This is a genomic window from uncultured Methanobrevibacter sp. (genome assembly GCF_902769175.1).
Classification (GTDB): Archaea; Methanobacteriota; Methanobacteria; order Methanobacteriales; family Methanobacteriaceae; genus Methanobrevibacter.
This window is the reverse complement of sequence record NZ_CACXNW010000008.1, coordinates 123,665-144,348: the sequence shown is the minus strand read 5'-3', so window position 1 is coordinate 144,348 and position 20,684 is coordinate 123,665. Positions and strand designations below refer to the sequence as shown.

General features: G+C 26.6%; 16 protein-coding genes. 4 read left to right on the top strand and 12 right to left on the bottom strand.

Going from position 1 to position 20,684, the window contains the following annotated elements:
• Window positions 1-25: 25 nt before the first annotated feature.
• Window positions 26-1,231, bottom strand: a complete 1,206-nt coding sequence (locus tag QZV12_RS04170) for a condensation domain-containing protein (protein ID WP_295617666.1) — start codon at window positions 1,229-1,231, stop codon at window positions 26-28.
• Window positions 1,232-1,872: 641 nt separating this feature from the next.
• Between QZV12_RS04170 and QZV12_RS04165 the strand changes: the two genes are divergently transcribed.
• Genes QZV12_RS04165 through QZV12_RS04155 form a run of 3 tightly spaced genes read left to right on the top strand, consistent with a single transcriptional unit; the run spans window position 1,873 to window position 3,644 of the window.
• Window positions 1,873-2,553, top strand: a complete 681-nt coding sequence (locus tag QZV12_RS04165) for an MATE family efflux transporter (protein WP_295617663.1) — start codon at window positions 1,873-1,875, stop codon at window positions 2,551-2,553.
• A complete protein-coding gene (locus QZV12_RS04160; protein ID WP_295617660.1) occupies window positions 2,550-3,218 on the top strand; it encodes an MATE family efflux transporter in 669 nt (222 codons plus the stop codon). The genes QZV12_RS04165 and QZV12_RS04160 overlap by 4 nt, the downstream gene beginning before the upstream one ends.
• Window positions 3,219-3,275: 57 nt before the next feature.
• A complete protein-coding gene (locus QZV12_RS04155) occupies window positions 3,276-3,644 on the top strand; it encodes a hypothetical protein (RefSeq protein ID WP_295617657.1) in 369 nt (122 codons plus the stop codon).
• Window positions 3,645-3,819: 175 nt separating this feature from the next.
• Here the strand turns inward: QZV12_RS04155 and QZV12_RS04150 are convergent, their stop codons facing one another.
• Complete coding sequence (locus tag QZV12_RS04150) at window positions 3,820-4,617, bottom strand: nitroreductase family protein (protein ID WP_295617655.1); 798 nt, start codon at window positions 4,615-4,617, stop codon at window positions 3,820-3,822.
• Window positions 4,618-5,022: 405 nt separating this feature from the next.
• Between QZV12_RS04150 and QZV12_RS04145 the strand changes: the two genes are divergently transcribed.
• A complete protein-coding gene (locus QZV12_RS04145; RefSeq protein WP_295617652.1) occupies window positions 5,023-6,069 on the top strand; it encodes a tyrosine-type recombinase/integrase in 1,047 nt (348 codons plus the stop codon).
• 408 nt (window positions 6,070-6,477) lie between these two features.
• On the opposite strand, the gene QZV12_RS04140 is transcribed toward QZV12_RS04145, so the two are convergent.
• From QZV12_RS04140 to QZV12_RS04095, 10 genes are all read right to left on the bottom strand, one after another.
• The gene (locus QZV12_RS04140; RefSeq protein ID WP_295617649.1) at window positions 6,478-7,017 is read right to left on the bottom strand and encodes a hypothetical protein; all 540 of its coding nucleotides are present in this window, start codon (window positions 7,015-7,017) and stop codon (window positions 6,478-6,480) included.
• A 71-nt stretch (window positions 7,018-7,088) separates the two neighbouring features.
• A complete protein-coding gene (locus QZV12_RS04135; RefSeq protein ID WP_295617646.1) occupies window positions 7,089-7,829 on the bottom strand; it encodes a hypothetical protein in 741 nt (246 codons plus the stop codon).
• The gene (locus tag QZV12_RS04130; protein ID WP_295617643.1) at window positions 7,826-8,425 is read right to left on the bottom strand and encodes a PglZ domain-containing protein; all 600 of its coding nucleotides are present in this window, start codon (window positions 8,423-8,425) and stop codon (window positions 7,826-7,828) included. The genes QZV12_RS04135 and QZV12_RS04130 overlap by 4 nt, the downstream gene beginning before the upstream one ends.
• A complete protein-coding gene (locus QZV12_RS04125; RefSeq protein ID WP_295617640.1) occupies window positions 8,367-9,716 on the bottom strand; it encodes a PglZ domain-containing protein in 1,350 nt (449 codons plus the stop codon). Before QZV12_RS04125 ends, QZV12_RS04130 begins: the two co-directional genes overlap by 59 nt.
• 10 nt (window positions 9,717-9,726) lie before the next feature.
• Window positions 9,727-12,615, bottom strand: a complete 2,889-nt coding sequence (locus QZV12_RS04120) for a DEAD/DEAH box helicase (RefSeq protein ID WP_295617637.1) — start codon at window positions 12,613-12,615, stop codon at window positions 9,727-9,729.
• Window positions 12,616-12,620: 5 nt separating this feature from the next.
• On the bottom strand, window positions 12,621-15,098 hold the full coding sequence (locus QZV12_RS04115; RefSeq protein WP_295617634.1) for a DNA methyltransferase: 2,478 nt from the start codon (window positions 15,096-15,098) through the stop codon (window positions 12,621-12,623).
• 1 nt (window position 15,099) lies between these two features.
• Entirely contained in the window at window positions 15,100-18,747 is a 3,648-nt protein-coding gene (locus tag QZV12_RS04110) for a DUF6079 family protein (protein ID WP_295617631.1), read from the bottom strand.
• Window positions 18,747-19,205, bottom strand: a complete 459-nt coding sequence (gene brxF / locus QZV12_RS04105; RefSeq protein WP_295617628.1) for a BREX-3 system P-loop-containing protein BrxF — start codon at window positions 19,203-19,205, stop codon at window positions 18,747-18,749. Before brxF ends, QZV12_RS04110 begins: the two co-directional genes overlap by 1 nt.
• A 107-nt stretch (window positions 19,206-19,312) precedes the next feature.
• Entirely contained in the window at window positions 19,313-19,960 is a 648-nt protein-coding gene (locus QZV12_RS04100; protein WP_295617625.1) for a hypothetical protein, read from the bottom strand.
• A gap of 118 nt (window positions 19,961-20,078) precedes the next feature.
• Complete coding sequence (locus QZV12_RS04095) at window positions 20,079-20,552, bottom strand: hypothetical protein (RefSeq protein WP_295617623.1); 474 nt, start codon at window positions 20,550-20,552, stop codon at window positions 20,079-20,081.
• Window positions 20,553-20,684: the final 132 nt, after the last annotated feature.

Genomic DNA, 20,684 nt, shown 5'->3' with positions numbered 1-20,684 from the left:
ATCTGAATCCAGGATATAGTTTATTTCATTTAGTGATTTTTTTATTTATTATTTCATGTGCAATTGATTTATATGATTCTACAAAATGTTCAATCAGATCTTTAGAATATTTGTCAGAATAAGTGACTCTGATTTTAAAGTAATTTTCATGGTTATAAACATAAAATGACAAATCCCCAACTTCATCATGTTCCAAATCTTCAACAGATACTATATTCTTGCTTTCTTTAGTGTTGTAGATCAGGTTATATGCATATTGGAATAGGATATCTGAAGAAAAGCCATATTCATTAGCTAATTGGGAGTATGGGTAAAAATCGCATTTTATTGCAGATTTAATCAATGCAGAGGAATCTGTTAAAAAGGAATCGGTTTTTTGGTTTTCACAATTAAACAGCAATGGTAATGTGCGAACAAACATTCCGACGGAATCTGTTAAATCCACATGAGACCTGCCGTTTACAATAAGATTAAAGAATACTTTAGAAGAGCCGGTGAATCTTGATAAAGTATAGGCAAATACGCTGGTGAAGAATTGAGTATAGGTGATTGAATGATCTTCTAAAAATGACTTCAAATAAGAGGAGTCAAGATAGAAGTCACAATAATGCTCCCCGTCACATTTATCTTTGGCTATGGAAGGCATCAAATCATAAACTTCATCCATATCAGACAACATAATGTCAAAAAATTCTTTAGATTGATTTAAATCTTCTGAACTTAAGTTTTCTTCAAATGTAAGTTGTCTTAATACTCCATAGTCCACAGAGCATATAGCAGTTTCCTCTAAAATATCAGATAATTTATTTAGGAGCATTATTTTAGAAGCACCATCCAGGATTAAATGATGGCAATCAATGCATAAAATAGATTCTTCTTCAATTATTAAAAATCTGGACAAACACTTATCCAGTTCAAAAGGTTGGACAAATGAATCGACATCATCTAAAGAACCTACACTAATCTGCAATTCCCCATCAAATCTAAATGAAATATTATCTTCAACAACTACAATCCTAGCAGCCAAAACAGGATAAATTTCAGCTAATTTGTAAATTGCTTCCTTAATCTCCACAGCTGAGTATGACTTGGAAAACTTTATCTTAAATGGAATATTGTATGAAGTGCCCATATCATTAACACTTTCATCCAAATAGACATTTAATTGAGATTCAGATAAAGGACATCCATCTTCAAAACCATATTCCATTTCTAACTTATTGGACTTCATAAAAAATCACCGCACCAAAGATATTTCATAATTTTGTAAGCATGACTAAAATTAATTAATGACAATAAATCTAATAAATAATATTAGTGAAAATATTCTCAAATTAGTTAATTATTAGTAAAAATAACTGTAAACATTTTATTGTTAGTTAAAATAACAATAAACAGTTAATTATTAATTAAAATAATCGTAAACATTTTATTGTTAGTTAAAATAACAATAAACAGTTAATTATTAATTAAAATAATTGTGAACAGTTTATTGTTAGTTAAAATTTTCGTTAAATTAGTTAAAAATCATTAATGGGAACCATTAAATCTTTTATAATGAATTTAACAATATTTAAAAACTTTTAGTTAATTTTAAACTTATAAATAATTTGTTGTATATAATTATCTATAAATGATTTATACAATATTAATTTATTTATTATATAAAATATATTTTTAGATAAATAAGGAAAATAAGTAAATATTTACATTATTAAACTTAATGTATTATTGTATGATTAAGAATTAAAATTCTCAAAAAAAAAAATAATCAATGCATTTTTAATTAAAAATTTCTGCTGATTTAAACACTGAAAATTAGTAAAAAAAGGGGAAGTTTATGGCTAAAGAAAAAAAAATGAAAATATCGAATTGATTACTGGAGACCCTAAAAAAGCAATTGTAAAACTGTCTTACCCACTGATGCTTACCATGATTTTACTTATGATGTATAATTTAGTAGACAGCATTTGGGTAGCAGGATTAGGTACAGAAGCTTTAGCGGCAATAGGATTTGTAACACCATTGTTTATGGCAGTTATAGGAATGGGAAATGGTGTTGCCGCAGATGCAAATTCTTTAATTGCAAGAATGATAGGAGCAGAAGATTATGACCAGGCAAATAATGCAGCATTACATTCCATTTTACTTTCAGTGATCATTTCAGCAATACTGACAGCAATAATGCTAATTTTTATGGTTCCAATTCTAGAAGCAATAGGTGCTAGAGACACAATGCAATACTCCTTAGATTATTCCTATGTGATTTTTGGATTTATGTTTGTTATTGTATTTGAAGAACTGGCATCAGCCATATTTAGAGCAGAAGGAGATATACGTCGAGCAACAATAGTCATAGCAGCCAGTGTAGTGGTTAATATAGTTTTAGATCCAATATTAATTTATCACTTTAATATTGGAATATCAGGAGCAGCATGGGCCACTATAATATCAACAGTATTTTCCTGCAGTATACTGGCTTATTTGATTTGGGGAAAAAAGATTTGTATCTTGATTTGTCCCCAAAAAAATTTAATTTCCAAATTGATTTGATATGGGAAAATTTAAAGGTTGCAATTCCTTCAACAGTAGAAATATGGATAACTTCAGCATTGATAATGATTATGAATGTCATGCTGGCAATGGTCGGAGGATATCAATCAGTTGGAGTATATACTGCAGCAATGAGAATAGTCCAATTGGGAACACTTCCAATAGTTGCCATTGGAGTTTCTCTCATAACTGTTGCAGGAGTGGCATATGGTGCTAAAAATGCTGAAAACTTAAAAACAGCACATTCTTATTCAATAAAAATATGCTTAGCAATATCCTCTTTAATAGTTGTTTTTTTAATTGCATTTGCTCCGCAGATTGCTCCATTATTTGCTTCCGGTGAAGTGAGTTCAACTTTAATTCCACAACTCGCAACTGCCCTCCAAATATTATCTTTATTTATTATTTCCCTCCCATTTGGTGCTATGTCTGCTATGATGTTCCAAGGCATTGGAAAAGGAACAACTTCCATGATAATTACATTTTTCAGATATTTTACCTTCAATATACTATTTGCATATATATTCTGCTTCATATTTGGATGGGGAGAAATTGGAATATATTTAGGATTTGTAGTTGGAAGTTTTGTTGGAGGATTAATTGGATATATATGGGCCAAATCATTCATTAAAAGCTTTGAAAAATCTTTAAAAAATCAGAGCTAAAGCCAGATAAAAGATTATTAATCACATATGAAAATTTTAAAAAAAAATGGTGAAAAAATGGTTGAATTAAATAGAAAAGAATTATATGAACAATTAGAAGAAATGGAAAATGATTTAAGACTTTATCCTATTGAAGAGGGTTTAGAAGATGAAATCATTGATTACATCAATGGAAAAAAATTAAGTGAAAATGAAAAATGGGATTTGGAAAATAGGCTTGAAGATTTCTTCTATGGCACTAAGCTAAAATGCAGAAAGCCTACTTATTACTTTACTGACGGGTTTGAGTTTTATGTTACTGAAATCTATATAGACTTTAGAATCCTTGAGCATGTGAAAAAATCATTTCCAAAATTCAATCAATTATCTGTATCCTCTGAAATAGACCAAGGATTTTCAACCTTATCTGTTAAGTTAACTTTATGAGGTTTAATTGATAAATGTCATATTCACAGTTTAAATCAATCTATATTCTTAATAATCCGTTTTCATGCTTTCTACAAAAAGATTAGTTTCCTTGAATTTAAATAGAGCATGCGATGAGATGGAAGGCGAATAAATCAACTAAAAATAATTTTAGAAATGTTTTTATAATAGACATTCATTTGTAATGAACATCTATTTTTTTATGAGGAACTGTTCTTCTGTATTTCACTCTAGGATAACCTATTATAAATGCAGAATACATATGCTTATCCTCATCTATTTCTGGGAAGAATTCCATCAATCTGTCATGGTCCAATTCATCTGCCTTAAGAGTGAATAATGAATAGAATCCTCCAAGACCCATTGTATAAGCCAATAGTTCAAGTCTTGTATTTGCAATAAGCGCATTTGTCTGGCTTTTTGAAAATGATAAGATCATCTGTGTTCCTTCCCAAAGAAGGGGGATGCTTCTTATAATCTCCTTTACCTCTAAGATACTCACCAATTGCTTTATTCTAAAGAATTCATCTTCTTCCACTTTAATGATATCATAAACCAAATGCATGAAATCATCTAATTTTTCATCAAGAACAACAAATTCAACATCTTGAGCATTTTGAGCACTTGGACTGTAATATGTAGCTTCAAATAGCTTGTCAAAAGTTTCTTCATCTATTTTTTTCTTCTTAAACCAACGAATGCTTCTGCGCTGCTTTAAGAATTGCATAAAATCTTCTGAAGCTATTGGAATTTCACGAGGATTATAATCTTCAACACGGTCTTTTTGATTGTCATATGCCTTTAATGAAATGCTGCCAGTTGGACAAATAGCTAAACAATGACCACAGTCAAAACAATCTCCATTATCAACTTCAACCGCTTTCTTATCAACAATCTCAATATTGTCCCTAATACAAACGGTTTGGCATAATTTACATCCAGTGCAGGTTTCTGTATTAATCTCCAACTTCATTAAATCATCTCATCCTTAACCAATTTAACATGATATATAAAATTAGATTTTTAGAATATATAAATTATGTGAAAGGAGAAAAAATAGTTGGTAAAAAATAAATTAAAATAAATTAAAAAAATAGACTTAAAATTAAAATAAAAAGAAAAAAATGAATTAAAAATAAAATAAATTAAAAAAATAGGCTTAAAATTAAAATAAATGAAAAAATAGAATTAAAAATAAAAAAATTAATAAAAATAGAAAAAATACCAAAAATCAATTAAAAATGAAAAGAATAAAGAATTATAATAGTATAGTAACACGACATACTAGAAATTATAACAGTATTATGAAGTATTCATCATAGAATTTTTCGTCTTTAAAAGCTTTAGAAAATTAAATAGTATTTGAGGATGAAAAATTATGACTGAAAAAATTTTTATTGCCTTCTGCGAAGGTAGAAATCTCAAAGAGTCAACAAGAAGAACTTATAAATATAGTCTAAACAAATATGCAAAATTTAATGGCATGACTCTTCAGGAGTTAATTGATGAAGCAGAAACAGAAGAAGTTGAAGGCATAAGATGGAAAAACCGTAAAATAAGAAAAAGATTGCTAAAGTATAGAAGTGCAATCTATAAAAAACATTTAGAAAACACTGCATCACATCATTTCACAAGAATATTGACATTTTATAGATTCTTTGAAATAGAACTACAAGCATTACCCTCATTAAGTAATACAACAGCTAATAAACCAATACCTGTTGGATTTGAAGATATGTTAACAAAAGAAATCCTACAAGATGCAATTGATGTATCTGAAGATTTCTACAAAGCATTTATTTTATTTGCTTGCTCAACAGGTTGCGCTAAAAAAGAAGTAATGTCAGTAACCGTTGCTGATTATCTAAAAGCCACTTCTGATTATCATGATGCAGATAATTTAAAAGATGCAATATACCAAATGAAAGGCAAACATGTAATTGGAACGTTCAAGCTAAAAAGAAATAAAACAAACAAGTTTTATACTACATATGCAACACCCGAAGCAATGAAAGCTGTGAATGTGATGTTAAAAAAAGAAGGATATAATAAAAAATTAACAGATCCCATTTTTAATAGGAACGATAGAACAATAACAATGAATTTAATTGAGCTAAATGATAGGTTAGAACTGGGAAAAGTAGGTACATATAGAAGACTTAGGTCACATATGTTTCGTAAATTTCATTCATCTGTACTTTATAATGAAGGATTAAGTATCGCTGAAATTGATGCTCTACAAGGAAGAGCAAAAGATAAAACACATGGAGCATACTTTTATGAAAATCCAGAAATTTTAAAGAAAAAGTTCATTGAACACATTGATGCATTGACAATTTTTGATGAGAACAAAGTTGGAAATACATTGCAGCTAAAGCAAGACCTAAATGATTTTTTAGCTGAAGTTGAATCAATTGGAAAATAGAAGGTTTAGCTATTAAACCTTCATAATTATTATTTTAGGTGATAACATGACTGATAAAGAATATATTGAACAATTAGAAAATGAAAATGCAATTTTGAAAAAACAAAAAGAAATGTTAGTTTGTAAAATTAAAGACATGATAAAAAACATGTCATAACCAACTTTTTTCATTAAATTTAATAGAATAATTACTTTTTTTAATTAAAAAATTTTATCTAACTATCAAAATTATGGAAGCCACTATTAATTTAAGAAACCAATAAACTAAAAAAATTAATTCTTATGTAAGTGCATCTAATGAAAGACAGAAAATTAGCACGTGAAATATAATGTTTCGCGAAAATTTTTGACCTAGTTGATTAAATAAACAACAGCTTATATATTGTCTTACCACTTGTCTTACAATATTTAATCATAGTAATATTCGCTTTGCGCCTTCTTAAAATCTCTTCTACATAATTTTTCAACATCATCTCTCATTTTACTACCTGAAGATAATGTGATATTTTTATAGTCGCAAGTTGGGTCTATACATGACCAATAGTTTAACTTCGAAAATTTTTTTGAAGATATCTCCGTACCACACTTTGGACATAAAGGAGAGTATCGTACATGGATATCTCTAGCAGTTATCCCTTCAAAAGTATATCTTCTGTTTGGAATTTGAACAACCCAATCCAAACCTTTATATCTATAATGTTCGGGCAAATCCTCATATCCCCCAAGAGGAATAGTCATTATTAAACTACTTGAATTACTTCTTCTTTTATTAAAATAATAAACTATCGCCAAGATAGGAATTAAAAGAAGAAGATAAATTAATTTACCAAAATAAGGCAATAAATAATTCAAATACTGATAATAATTTGAATTTTCATAAAGTTTAATTAGAAAATAAACAACAACTTCACTAATAATTGTTGCAATAATCCCTTTTACATATTCCATAATAAATAATTAATTTTGTTATTATATAAAAGTTCATTTACAAAACTAAGAGATAAAAACAAGAAATATAATTATTTATTATTAACTGCCTCTTTTTTAACAATAGCCTTTTTAGAATCAAACCTGTTTTGATATACCCAATATTCCTTATTATATTTCATTAATACTGTTTCTAAATTTGATAAATCGAATAATGAAAACGCAATATTGTCTTGAATCTCATCAATATCAATTTCATAATTATCCCGCAAATATGCATAAGTAATTATAATTTCCTTTAAAATATGGTCACTTAAAACTAATTTTTTATTCAACCATTTGAACTTTTTTCCTTCTTTTTCAAGTATATCAAAATAACTAAGTATTGTTAGATAATAATTCACTGCTTTTTTAACGTTTGACCTATCACCAATTTCATCTTTAGCATATTTCTGAATAATAATTGGTTCTATAATCTCTTGGTCAATAAACATTGTTTTTAATTTATTTTGTAAAAATTGCGCCATTTCACAGTTTTGAATCAAAGTAAACATTAAAATTGGTTTCATTGATTCAAGAGATAATTCTTTAGATAAATGATGCAAATAATTATTGGTAGTCCACAATTTATTTCCAGAACCTGGTCTTTTCTCTAAATTTAAATAGTATCTTTTTAAAACTTTTACAACATTGACTTTACTTCTATTACCTTTATATTCAACAACATCAAGAATTTCATCTTCTATTGTAGAATATTCCACATTAGGCACACACATTTGTAATATTTTATAAACCCAAATAGGTTTAAATGACCTATCTATTCCAACTATCATTCTAAAATCACCACTGGCACAATACATTCTTCTGGAGTAAAACTTCCATGAGTTATTGCTGTTTTATTACCAAAACAACCATTAATTGCAAATACTAAATAAATATCATTTGAAAGAAGATTATATTTAAACTTAAAGCAATCATCAGGATGTTCATTTACTAAATTATCAGCTAAGTTCTCTGAATCAAACATTAAGCATCTTATACTCTTTCTCTCCGATTCAAGCATTTTATTATGTGAAATTCCATTACCTTCACAGTAAACGTTTCCATGATCAGATGTTAAAATAACTTTATAATCATTATTTCTCAAGTGATCTAACAATTCAACTAATTTAGAAGATTCTATGGCAGAAATAATGTTTTTATATAAATTGGATTTATTTTCACCAAACACATTAATACTATGGGATTCATCATCGAATAAATTGCAAACTAAACCTAAAACTTTGTATCCTTTTAAATATTCAAATTGTGTTACTCCTTTAGTTAATTTAACAACATTATTATTTAAATCAATTCTACCCCATAAAATATCATTTTCTTGTATTTTTTTTATCAGTGAAATACTTTGTAAAACCTTTTGATTCTTCATTGTATTTTACTTTATTATTTTCATCTAAGAACCTGTTTGGAGTTTTACCTGTGAAAATGGATGTTCTTGAATATGAAGTTATTGATGGTAAAATCGAAAATGATTCTAGTTCTTTAATCTTAAATGAATTTAAATATCTTTTAAGGATAAACCATTCATCATAGCTCATACCATCCATAACAATTAAAGCAATATTATCATTTTTATAATTATAGTTAATATAATCTAATATCCGGTCAACAGTGAATGGTTTTTTATTATATGGATAATTAAAAAGTTGTTCGTAGATATTTTCACTTACTATTGATTTAAATATATCATTAATCTTTTTATTAAACATTAAATAATCAAAATCATCCAAACTTAAATCATTGCTTTGAATCTCATAAATAATTGTGAAATACTTTTTTGATAATTTAAATACATCTTCAAGGTCATTTAAATCTAAAACACCATCCTCATAAATCTTATCGTAGTACATTTGAAATTCAATGATTTCTGAATTAATTTTTTTTATAGTTAAATCTTTAGAGTCTGAAACTAATTTAAATTTAATTAACCAAGGATATTTGTTTAATAATCCATCATCAATCTTATCAGATAGTTCCTGAGATTTTAAATCATATTTAGATAAATAATATTGTATTAACGGATCTGACAAATCAAATTTATGAGCAAATTGATTTTCATCAATATAATTCAATATAATTGATTCTATGAAGTCATTTGTTTTATTATCATCATCAAATAATTGTTTAAAATCAACACCTAGATTACTTGAGATTTTTTTAATTATAAAATCGTCTAAGTTCTTTTTATCAATTAAATACTCAAGACCTATTCTTAAATTTATTGTAGGATTATACAACATAGCCAAATCAATACCCCATATACATTGGAAAATAATATTTTGAGTATTATCACGAGATATAGATAAATTATTAGCCTCACTTTCCTTACAATAGTCAAAAAGCTTTTGATAATATCGAACATCCATATTATCTAAAATAGATTCATCTAATTTATCAAAAACATCAACAACACTTATTTTAAAAGCGTCTTTAGTAAAAGCTCTTTTAATATACTCATTTGAATACATTAATTTTGGTTTTGAACAATCTAAACTTTTAAATCGAAAATAATCTCCATCAGTTTCATATTTGAAAATATCATATTTGTGTGAAAGGTCTTTGTAAAAATTTCTATCAGCAAGTAAACCTTCTAAATCATATAAAAATATATTATTTCCATTATTTTCTATTTTTTTAATTAAAGAATCATACCAGTTCATGATTTCACAATTATATTAATTTTTCAGGGTCTTTATATAATTCTATTTTAGCTATTGCAAATAATTCATATTTAGGCACTATGTTCTTCTTCCTCGCAAATTTTTCAAATTCCTCTTGTTTTAAATCTCGTAAATCTTGTAATTGACCTAATCTAATATTATCAATAGCAATTTTATTAATAGCATATTCTTTATCCTTGAAATACTTTTCAAATTTTTCTTTATCATGATTTATTTGTTCAAGCAATTTAATTTCAGTTTCTGATTTAAATTCATTCATTTCATGGTCCCTAATTTTATTTGCAAATAATACCATCTCTTCAAAATCATCAGTTACAGGTTCATTTCTCATTTCAAAATTAAAGTCTTTGATGTTTTTAAACCAGTTACTTATTTTAGAATCATAAACACCATCTTCATTTAAAAATATAGGAACTAATTTACGTTTTACAAAACCTTCATTATTTGTTAGTTCAAATCTATAATAAAATAAAAATCCATTAACATTCTCATTGTAACCTTTATATCTTATATTAAAAGACATTGCATCTGATTTAACATTATTTTCAACAATGTTTCTTACAAATGGATGGTTAACATTAAGATAATCATATCCTTCGTTTTCAAGAGCTATTTTTCTATCAAAAACAATATTTTTTAGTTTATCACCGTCTAAATGTTCATCAAAATAATAAACATCTTTTTTACGAGTGTATTCCTTTATTCCAACATTATTTAGTTTAGCATATGAGTATATTAAATTTTTTATTAAGTTATTTTCGCTTCCAAGCATGTAAGATTGGATTTCTTGAGAATTACCTGACTCAGTGAATGGTATTAAAAAGTCTTGATTTTTAATAATATCTTTTGCTTGAGCATATATTGATGCTCCAATACGTTCAAGTTCTTTTTCATTAAGTTCATTAGTAATTGTACCCATATATATTCCATCAAAATTATGTTCATCAGAAAGTGCGGTTAAAACATCATTTCGTTTATCATCACCAAATTCTTCAGCTATTAAGTCTAGTTTAGAATCAAGAATGGAATGAACTCTTTCTTCAACTGTGTCTTCTAAAATAAAGTTAAATATACGAACGTCTTTTGTCTGACCAATACGGTCAATTCTACCAATTCTTTGTTCGATTTTCATTGGATTCCATGGAAGGTCATAGTTAATCATGATGTTACAGAATTGAAGGTTGATACCTTCACCTCCTGAATCAGTAGTGATTAAAAATTGACATTCTTCTTTAAATCTTGTTTTAGATTTAATTTTCTCATCTAGAGACATATTTCCATTAAATAAAGTTGTTGTGTAACCCATACCAGTTAAAACTTCATTAATATAATTTTGAGTTTCTATAAATTCTGTAAAAATAATAAATTTAGTATCAATATTTTTTTCTTCAAAAATTACAGTGTCAATTACTTCAAGAAGTTTACGCATTTTAAAATCTTGTCTTCCCTGTGATGCACGTTGTGCTAAGTTAACACATTGTTCAAGCATATTAATTTCTTCAACCATAATTGGAGGAATATTTGAAGGAGGAATGTTGTTTAAGTTATCATCATCGATATTTGATATTTCATCATACACTTCTTGTAGATTAACATCCTTTAATTCATCAAGTTCTAGATTCTTAAAGTTATTAGCAGAAATATAATCTGTTTTCAAATAACGTAATCTCTTTTTCATTGATTTAAAAATTGCTCTTGAGCTTGAAGAAACCATTCTCTGATATATAATAAGTAAAAACATTACAGGAAAATTTTTCTCACGAGCAGCTAAATCATAATACTTAGAAACATACTCAGTTACCTTATCATATAACTGCTGTTCAATATCTCCCTCAACTTGAGGGATTTTAATTAATTGAGGTATTCTATTTTTAAAAATACGATTTCCTTTAAAATCAACAGCGGCTCTTTTATTATTTTTAATCGTGCCTGAAGATACATTTTCTGGGGTTAAAGAATCTTTAGCATAAAATTTATAAGGGTCAATTAATTTTAAAAGATGTTTGAACTTTTCACTATCTCCTTGATGAGGAGTAGCTGTTAATAGTAATAAGATAGGCGCAACTTCCGCTAAACCTTTACCTAATTTATATCTAGCAGTTTCAAGACCTTCACCAGATTTAGATAAATTATGCGCCTCATCAAAAATAACCATATCCCAAGAAGAATTAATACACCGGTCTGTGATAAATTCATTATGCCAATTACGCCGATCCCAGTCTTTTTGAGATAATTCATCATCTAAAGGTTTAGGCTTTAAAAAATCAACTGAAGTAATTACTTTATCATAATGAGTCCAAACATTATCCTCACCATGAACTTCTTGAAAACTTTTAAATGACTCTTTTGTCATTAAAACAAAGTCCTCATTAAACTTAGTTTTGAGTTCATCTTGCCATTGCCGAGTTAAACCAGAAGGAGCAACAATTAAAATACGTTTAACCATTTTTCTAAATTTTAACTCTTCAAAAATTAAAGCTGCTTCAATGGTTTTACCTAAACCAACTTCATCAGCTATAAGGCACCTAGGAAGAAACTGTTTTTCTAAAACATTATTTACAGTTAAAATTTGATGAGGAAGTGGAATAATACTAAAATTACAAGCAGAGATAATTTTATCCTGATAAAATAAAGATTCGATCTTTTCTGATAAAATCCTAACCGCAAACAACAAAGGATTGTCAAAATCATTATCTTTAATCTTTTCAAAAGGGTCCTTGATTTTTACTATATCATTTTCATTTAAAGATAAAACTTCTTTTGTAGCTTCAAAAAATACAGTATAAGTTGTAGAATCAGCTATTTCAGAAATACTTAAAATACACCCTTTACCTTTACCAATGTAGGATTTACTTGTAATATAATCCCCAACTTTCATTTAAATCACTTATATTTTGCCCAATCTATTATTGCCGAAATATCATCATCAGATTCAATGATTTTGTTATCAATACGATCTCCAATTAATTTAATTGTGTCTACATCTTTTTCTTTATATAATTTTGTTAAACCAAAAAGCAATGCTTCTTTTCGTATCTCAGTAATTATACTTTTAGATTTTCTTACATTTTCAAGAATAATATTAAAATCTTTATTTAACTTTTTAACACGAATTTCTTCCATTTTATTTTTTTCAATTGAAGAAGGGATTTTATACCTTCCATCTACCGTAACAAAATTTTCATCTAAAAGTTCTCTTAATTCCGGAATTTTATCTGGAGTAACCATTAATTTTTTAACATATTCATTATAAATTTCATCGTAAGATTTGGACTCTTTTAAAAATTGAGATAACCATAGTAGTGCAGTTTTCTCATCTGAAATGCCTAAAATAGTTTGTCCAATATCTAAATCTTCATATATATTATTTTTTATATTATTTTCATATTTGATAAGTTGATAAGATGTGAACCAAAAACCATCACGTTCAACAAAATGAGTATTCAATAATTCTAAGAAGTCTTTAGAATCTAATCTTACTTCAAAATCATTTAAAATGTATTTGGCAAGATATTTTGAATATAACATTTTTTCAGTTCTTTCAATATTTTGAGAAATAGGTAATTTATTAAGGTGCATTTCTAAAAAATCAACTTCTAAATTAATACCATACCTATCATCAAAATTTTCGGAAAATGATACGCTAGGCTTATAAGCATTTATTATTAAATCATTTTTTACAGAACCTGGTGCATTAATCTGTTTAAAGGTGTCTTGTTTTTTATCAAGAATAGCAATTTGAGCAATGATAAATCCACTTTTAATAATTGATTCTCGAATAATATTCCAAATTTCAGCTTTAGAGTTGTGGAATTCAATTGTAATCCACCTATTAGGCTTAAGAATCCTATAAAATTGTGAAAAACATTGAGTTAATAAATTTTTATAATCTTCAGAATCTTTATTTTGCACATTATTCACAATTGCTTCTTTTTTATTATTAGTAAATACTTTTAACCATGCTTCCCATAAAAAATTAAGCTCAGAATACATTAAATTAGAACCAAATGGTGGATCAATAAAAATATAATCAATTGAATTACTAGGAATATTACTCAAATCTGTAGAAGATTGTGTGGACTGAATCAAATTAGAATTATAAACTTCTAATTTACTTAATGATTTTAGTTTAGATTCAAAAGAAGATAATATATTATATTCAGCTTGAAATGAAGGCATATATAATACTCCAGACATTGCATCACTTTTACCTTTATTCGGTCTAAATCTTGCAAATTTGGAAGTTAATTTAGGATTAATAGATGTGAAAATCCATTTCATGAACATTTTATCTTCAAAATTGTCTATTTTATTTATTTTATCCCATAAATAACTTAAAATAAAAATAGCCCTACTAGTATAATATTGTGGAACATAAATAAAAGAATGTGTTTTTTTTGCCCTACTAGATTCTGAACCTTTAGGCATCTCATCTAAAGGTATCCAAAATGGAATATATTTATTATTTAACTCTTCAATAATATTGAAATCATATTCATCCAAATCTTTAAAATAAGACTTTCTACCCTTTTTATAATATATTCTCACAGGAACTTGTTTTGCAATTTTAAGGGTCTTATTTAAATTTTTATCATAATATTCAATAAAGACCCTATTTAATTTATTTTTTGTTAACTCAGCATGACATTGAGGACACGTAAAAGTTTTCAATGCTTTTGTTTTTTCTGCATTTAATGAAGCATCCCAAAAATTAATTTCATTATTACAAAATGGACATTCAAAAATATCTGTCCAAACAGTATAATTTATAGAAACCTCTTTTCCATATTCATCATGAGTAATATAATATCTTTCAAGTTCTCTTTTCCAAGAGATAAACATTTTAATTAAATCATGATTTCTAAGATTGTTATAATTATATGAAATAAAATAACCAGCAGGAGCTAAATCATTTAAAATGATATTTCTATCCAAAATCTGGGATGCAACACCAGTCATACCACTTCCAGAAAAACCATCAAAAATAATATCTCCTTTTTTAGTATAATGTTTAATAAATTTGATTATAGCTTTATGTGGTACTTTAGTATGATAGGAATGAGCTTTATATATCGAATCATTTTTTCCTTCACTAACATCTCCCACAAAAGGTTCAACATCATAATCATCAGTTTCCTCATCATAAGGAGATCCAAAATAGTCAATAAAATCTTTAATGTAAGGATTTGGATATGCAGTATAATATGGTGGTTCAGATAACTCTAAAATATCATCAACATCTCCTAAAGGAAATCCATCAATACTTCTCATTTTCTCTAAATCTTCTTTAATTTTGTCATCAGTCAAATTAAGAGATTTAACAAATTCATCTTCTTTATTGTCCAAAGTTTGTTGAGACATTTTATTCATCCTCTTTAATTATTTTAATACGTGCATTATCTGTATCTGAAACAAGATGTTTAATGTAGTCTCCTAACTTATCCAATATTTCATTAACATTTAATGTATCTCTTTCTGAGGTTAAAATATCATATAAATCATTTAATTTTAATTCTTTAATTTCAATATCTTCTAGTAAATTGTTTATTGCACTAACAACACTCAGTTCTATATTTTCAGGAAGTTCTTGTGAAACTAAAATTTTATCAATTATGTCTTGTTCAGGCAAATCTAATTGTTCTAATTTAGATTTATTGTCATTAACCGTTGCTACTATTTCTCTTTCCCATGAAACAAATAATTTAGGAATATTATCATCAATTTCGTTTATTTTATTATCTATATCAGTATATTCACCCATAGTTTTAGGAAACATACAAGAACAGTGATAACTGGCATCTAGTTCATCAGCGCTGAATGAATTACACCTTAAACCTTTGATTGTTTGAATTTCAAGTCGCATATTATTAAATTTAGAAGCATTAATTGACCTAACTTTAGATAATATATTTAATTTACTATAAATAGGAGAGTTTTCTATTTCTTCCAATAACTCCCAATTAACGTTTTTTCCAACAAATTGTTCATGAGTAATATAGTAAATATTCTTATATTTACTTTTAAACAATTGGATTTTACCTTCAATTGGCCTTCTTTCATCATATTTTAATAATTTTCCAGAATTGTTAATGATATCTAATGATTCTTGATATATCTTTGTCAACTCATTTTTATCCATCACTTTAAATAAATCACTTTTACTGATAAAGTCAATTGCGTTTTTCATGTAAGTGATTCCAGCATACATAAAATTATTATAATCAACTAAAAATGAATCTAAAATAGAAATTAACTCAATGGCCTCCTTAATATTATTTAAATTATCTTCAGAGTAATCTAGATTATTAAAATCATTTATTGAAGATACTTCCATTGTTTCAAAAGAAACATTATTAATAAAGATAATTTTTTCTTTTATTTCATCCATTGGTAGATTTAGGGTATTATTTTGGATGATATTATTAAATTGATTGTTAATATGGGCAACTTTTAATTCAATACTATCAATTTTTTCTACATATGATTTTAAAGCTATAGGATACTCTTTTTTATTTATTAAAGTATTTCTATCTAAATCAAGTATGTCAAATAATTTTTGAGCATCAGCACTTGGGCCCTCTTCTTGTTTAATGTATTTTAAATCATTGAAGACTTTTAATCCGGGTTTGAATAAATTTGTAAAATCTGATGAAGTATATGTTTTTCCATTCTTATTACTTATTATAATGTTTCCATTTCTTAGTAAAATTGCTATTAATAAATATGTGATTTCTTTTTGCATCCCATATGGTTTTGCTTCAAAGAATTCGACAATTTCTGAAATAGGTATGTTTTTAAAAGTGCTTTCAACTTTATCTAAAATAATTGAGGTATATCTGCTGTTATTAACATCTATTGTATCATTATTGTATAATTCTAATGGGGTTAGTATTCTTTTTGATTTTAAATCAAAATCTGATAATATTGTTTTTTGGGAGATTTCAGTTAAAACAGATCCCATTGTTCCTTCTATATTATTCAAAGAAAGTTTTGCATCGGATTTGAATTTTGGATATTCGGGGTAAATGTTTACTAATTCTTCACCGAGTAATTTTTCTTTAATTTGTGAAAATATTTCAGATGTGATTTCTATTGAAATGCCTAATTCTTCTAAAGAATAGGTATCAGTTCTATATTGGATAGTTGAATTTAATATTGCTTCTTTAAAATATTTTTTAACTTCTGTGTCAATGATTGTGTTTTTCTTACTTCTCATTGCATTAACATGAGTTTTTGTTCTTAAAAAGTCATTTACCGCAGCTAATTTTCTAATGCTTGCTTTAAATTCATCAGTATAATCAGGTTTTATGATAATATGATTTATATCATGTTCATCAATACTGTGTGGGCCAAATCCTTTAATACTAACTAAATAATCGCCAGAGTTATTGATAGATAATGTGTTTCCAATGTTTATTGCTAATATTCCTGTTCTAAATGAATTTCTTTCTTTCCAGGTGACGGTGTCTGGTATAACATACTTTTTATCATTTGGTGAATCAGTTATTTCATTTGTTAGTTCAAAACCTAATTCATTTAGTAAGAAATCTTCAACAAATACTTCATTATTGTGGATTAAATCATCCATATTTGCTGCTTTATTGTTTATCATTTGATTATAATCTTTGTTTTTATTTAGATTTATAAAGTACGTATTGCTTTTTTCATCTCTACTTATGAATTGTCCTTCTGAATTGCTTATTAACATGTTAAGTATGGTGGATATATCCTCTGAAGGTTCCATAAAATCTGATTTAGGTAAAATGCATAGATTTTCTGCGAATTTTTCTGGAGTGTCTCCTCCTTTCTTTTCTCCATTATTATCTGGGGGTGTGACTAAATTTTTAATAGCTAATGCATCTATTAAAGTTTTAGCTCTGTCCCTATATTGTGAATCTAATCTTGGTATAATGTCTCTGAGTGACCTTACAATATTAATGACTGGTTTTACCATTTCATTATTTTTAATTGTGTGTTCTGATTCAATTAGTTCATCATAGATTAAATCGTAAGTAATGAAAGCAGGAAATTCTTTTTCTTGTATTATTTTGGTTTGATCTGATATAAACATTAATATTGACCTGTTTTCGAATAAGGTTAGTCTTGATAACATTTCAATAAGATAAGGATGAACTGGGAATAAATTGATGTATCTATCTTCTTCAACTGCGATATTAGGGAATTTGTCTTTAATAGTTTCAAATTGAATTTTGAGGTCTTCTATTTGATTTGGTGTTTTTGTAACCATTCTTTTTGCGATAATGTCTTCGATGTTTTCACTTGTAATATTAAATTTTAAGAATCTTTTTTCGATTTTGTTGATTAAATCGGCTTTGTCTTTGTATTCGGGGTTGGAGAAAATATATTCTTGCATAGAAAGCATTAATATGAAATCTTGATTTTTAGAACACTCTGCAATTTGTCTTGTGAATTGTAAATCTCTATTTTGTTTATATGATTCTTTTGATTTTAAAAAATCGGAGTATTCGTCAAATATAACTATTAAGCCTTTATTTGGATATTTTTCTTTGATTTTTAATAGTATTTCTTCAACCAATTCTTTTGGGTCTTTCTCTTCTACATTAATATCGCTGATATCGATATCATAATTTTCATTTAATTGTTTTTTTACACGATAAATGAATATGTCTTCTAAACTTTTATCTTGACCAGGTAATTCGTATTTTACTACTAAAAATTCTTTATCTATTGCAGCAAATTCTTTTTTTAAATCTTCATCTTGGATGTATTGTACCATTTCAGGGTTTGATAAGATTAGGGATAAAAAGGTTAATAAGTGAGATTTACCGGTACCATAGTTACCAATTACATCAACGGATGTGTTTTTTTCAGGTTTATTGCCTTTTAGATATTCTAAAAATTCAAATAAATCTTCTTTAAGATTAGGTGAAATAACAAATTTTTCTACCATTTCTTGTTCATTTTCAATGTTTCCTATTGCTACAACTTGTTGTATATCTTCAAAATTAAATAATTTTTTGATTTGCATTATTCCCAACCCACAAGATTAACTTCAGATACATCCATGCTTCTATAATCAGGATAACCTTCTTCTGAGTAAATTAAATGATTATCAATTAGTTTTCCATTAACAAATAAAACTATTATATGTCCATTTCTTGAGTAATATTTAAAATTACTGATTACATCGAGATTGCCTAATTCTTTAGAAAACATGTATTCAACATTGTGTAAAAATAGAATATTAAAATTCAGGGAGTCTAGATAATTTTTAATTAAGTCCCAGGTTTCATGTTCTTTTTCTTCTTTAGTTTTACCATCTAATAATTTTTCATTCAACACCCTATTGATATCAACTTTTACTACACCATCAAAATCAAGTGATTTACATTCATTGATGCAGTCTTTTGATTCTTTATTTAAAACAATTAATTTATAATGTTTTGTTCCTGTCTGCAAATCCTCAATTGCCTCTTTTAAATTCACAAATTTATCCCCTTATATTAATAATTTAATTTATGCTTTTAATATAATAAATTACTTTCTATTTATACAAGGCGTTGTCAAATGTAGAAAGGTATTGGCAATAATAACTATCTGTTTGTAAAAATTAGTTCTTCAAAAACATCAATCACATATTCTGAAGAAACATTGAGACTGTTTTTATTTTGTAGGTCTTGTGTAATTGCTTCTTTAAGTGTTTCTTTAAATTCTGCCTTGTTAACATTAGTTATTTCAAAAATACCTGTACTCCATAGTTCATTTGTAATTTCATTAACCTTTTGGTCAATTTTTGTTTTTGATACTTTAATAGTAAAATCACTTAAAGTATGATGGATATATAATCTGGTTTTTACGTAATTGAATAATGAATCGATATAGTTTTTATGATAATAAAAATAACCTAATCTATTGTCGTGAATGGCTTTATTATATGCAATGTTTATTCCAGTATATGCATCAAAATCTTGAAAACCTTCCATTTTCTTAGCATATGTTAATTTCAAAATAGTGTTAATATCAAATTCGGAAAAGGTTTTATGTTGTGGATTGAAGTTTTTTTGGTCAGTGTCAATAATGTATTGATTAATTGTTGGGTGATATAATGCTAGATTTATAGTTAAATAAGGTATTAGTCTTGAATAACATTTTTCGATTCCTCGATTCTTAAAATAATAGTTATTTCTTTTAGTTTTACCAGTTAGTAAGTCAAATGCATCTTGTTTGTGTGGGCCTTGCAAATTTTCTTCACAAGTAGACTTGAAATACTTTATTAAATTTGATACGTTAAATGAAGCAGGGGTTTCTTTTATGTCATGTAGTTTTTCATTGATAATGTTAAAACGCTTAGAGACGTATTTAGATTCTAATTGGCCAATGTTGTCTGCGTCTTTTTTTATCATATAATTCGAAGAGATACTCTTCATTTTCTATTTTTTTATAATTATTCCTATTTTTTAAGTATAAAAATAGATAATATGTTGCTTCAGGCGTGTTAAATGTTATTCTTTTATGTTTTTGTATTTTCCAGCAGGGCAATATTTTCCTGGGATCCATTTGAAGTAATGTTTCTAAGTCAAATCGATTATCCTTTGGTTTAGAGTCTAATTTTAAATCAGAACCCATTAATAATGTTTCAAATTTATTAATACTAATCTGTTCTCTGAAAGAAGGTTCAAAAGCAGTTAGTAAATCATTTATCTTTAATGTTATTATGTCTTGATTTTTTAAACCTGAGGATAATATGAAAGTTATCAATGCTTTGTCAAGTATTGACCTACTTAACGCAAGTGCAGTGAAGATATCATCGATAGCTAACTTTTCTTTTGACATGACATTAACTATTTACTACCTGTAATAAATAATTTGTTACTTGTTTTTGAGTAATAATTTTAAGTTTTTGTAAAAAAAATAGAAAAATATCCAAAATATGAAAATTAGTTTCCTCCTTTTAAGTAACAAACA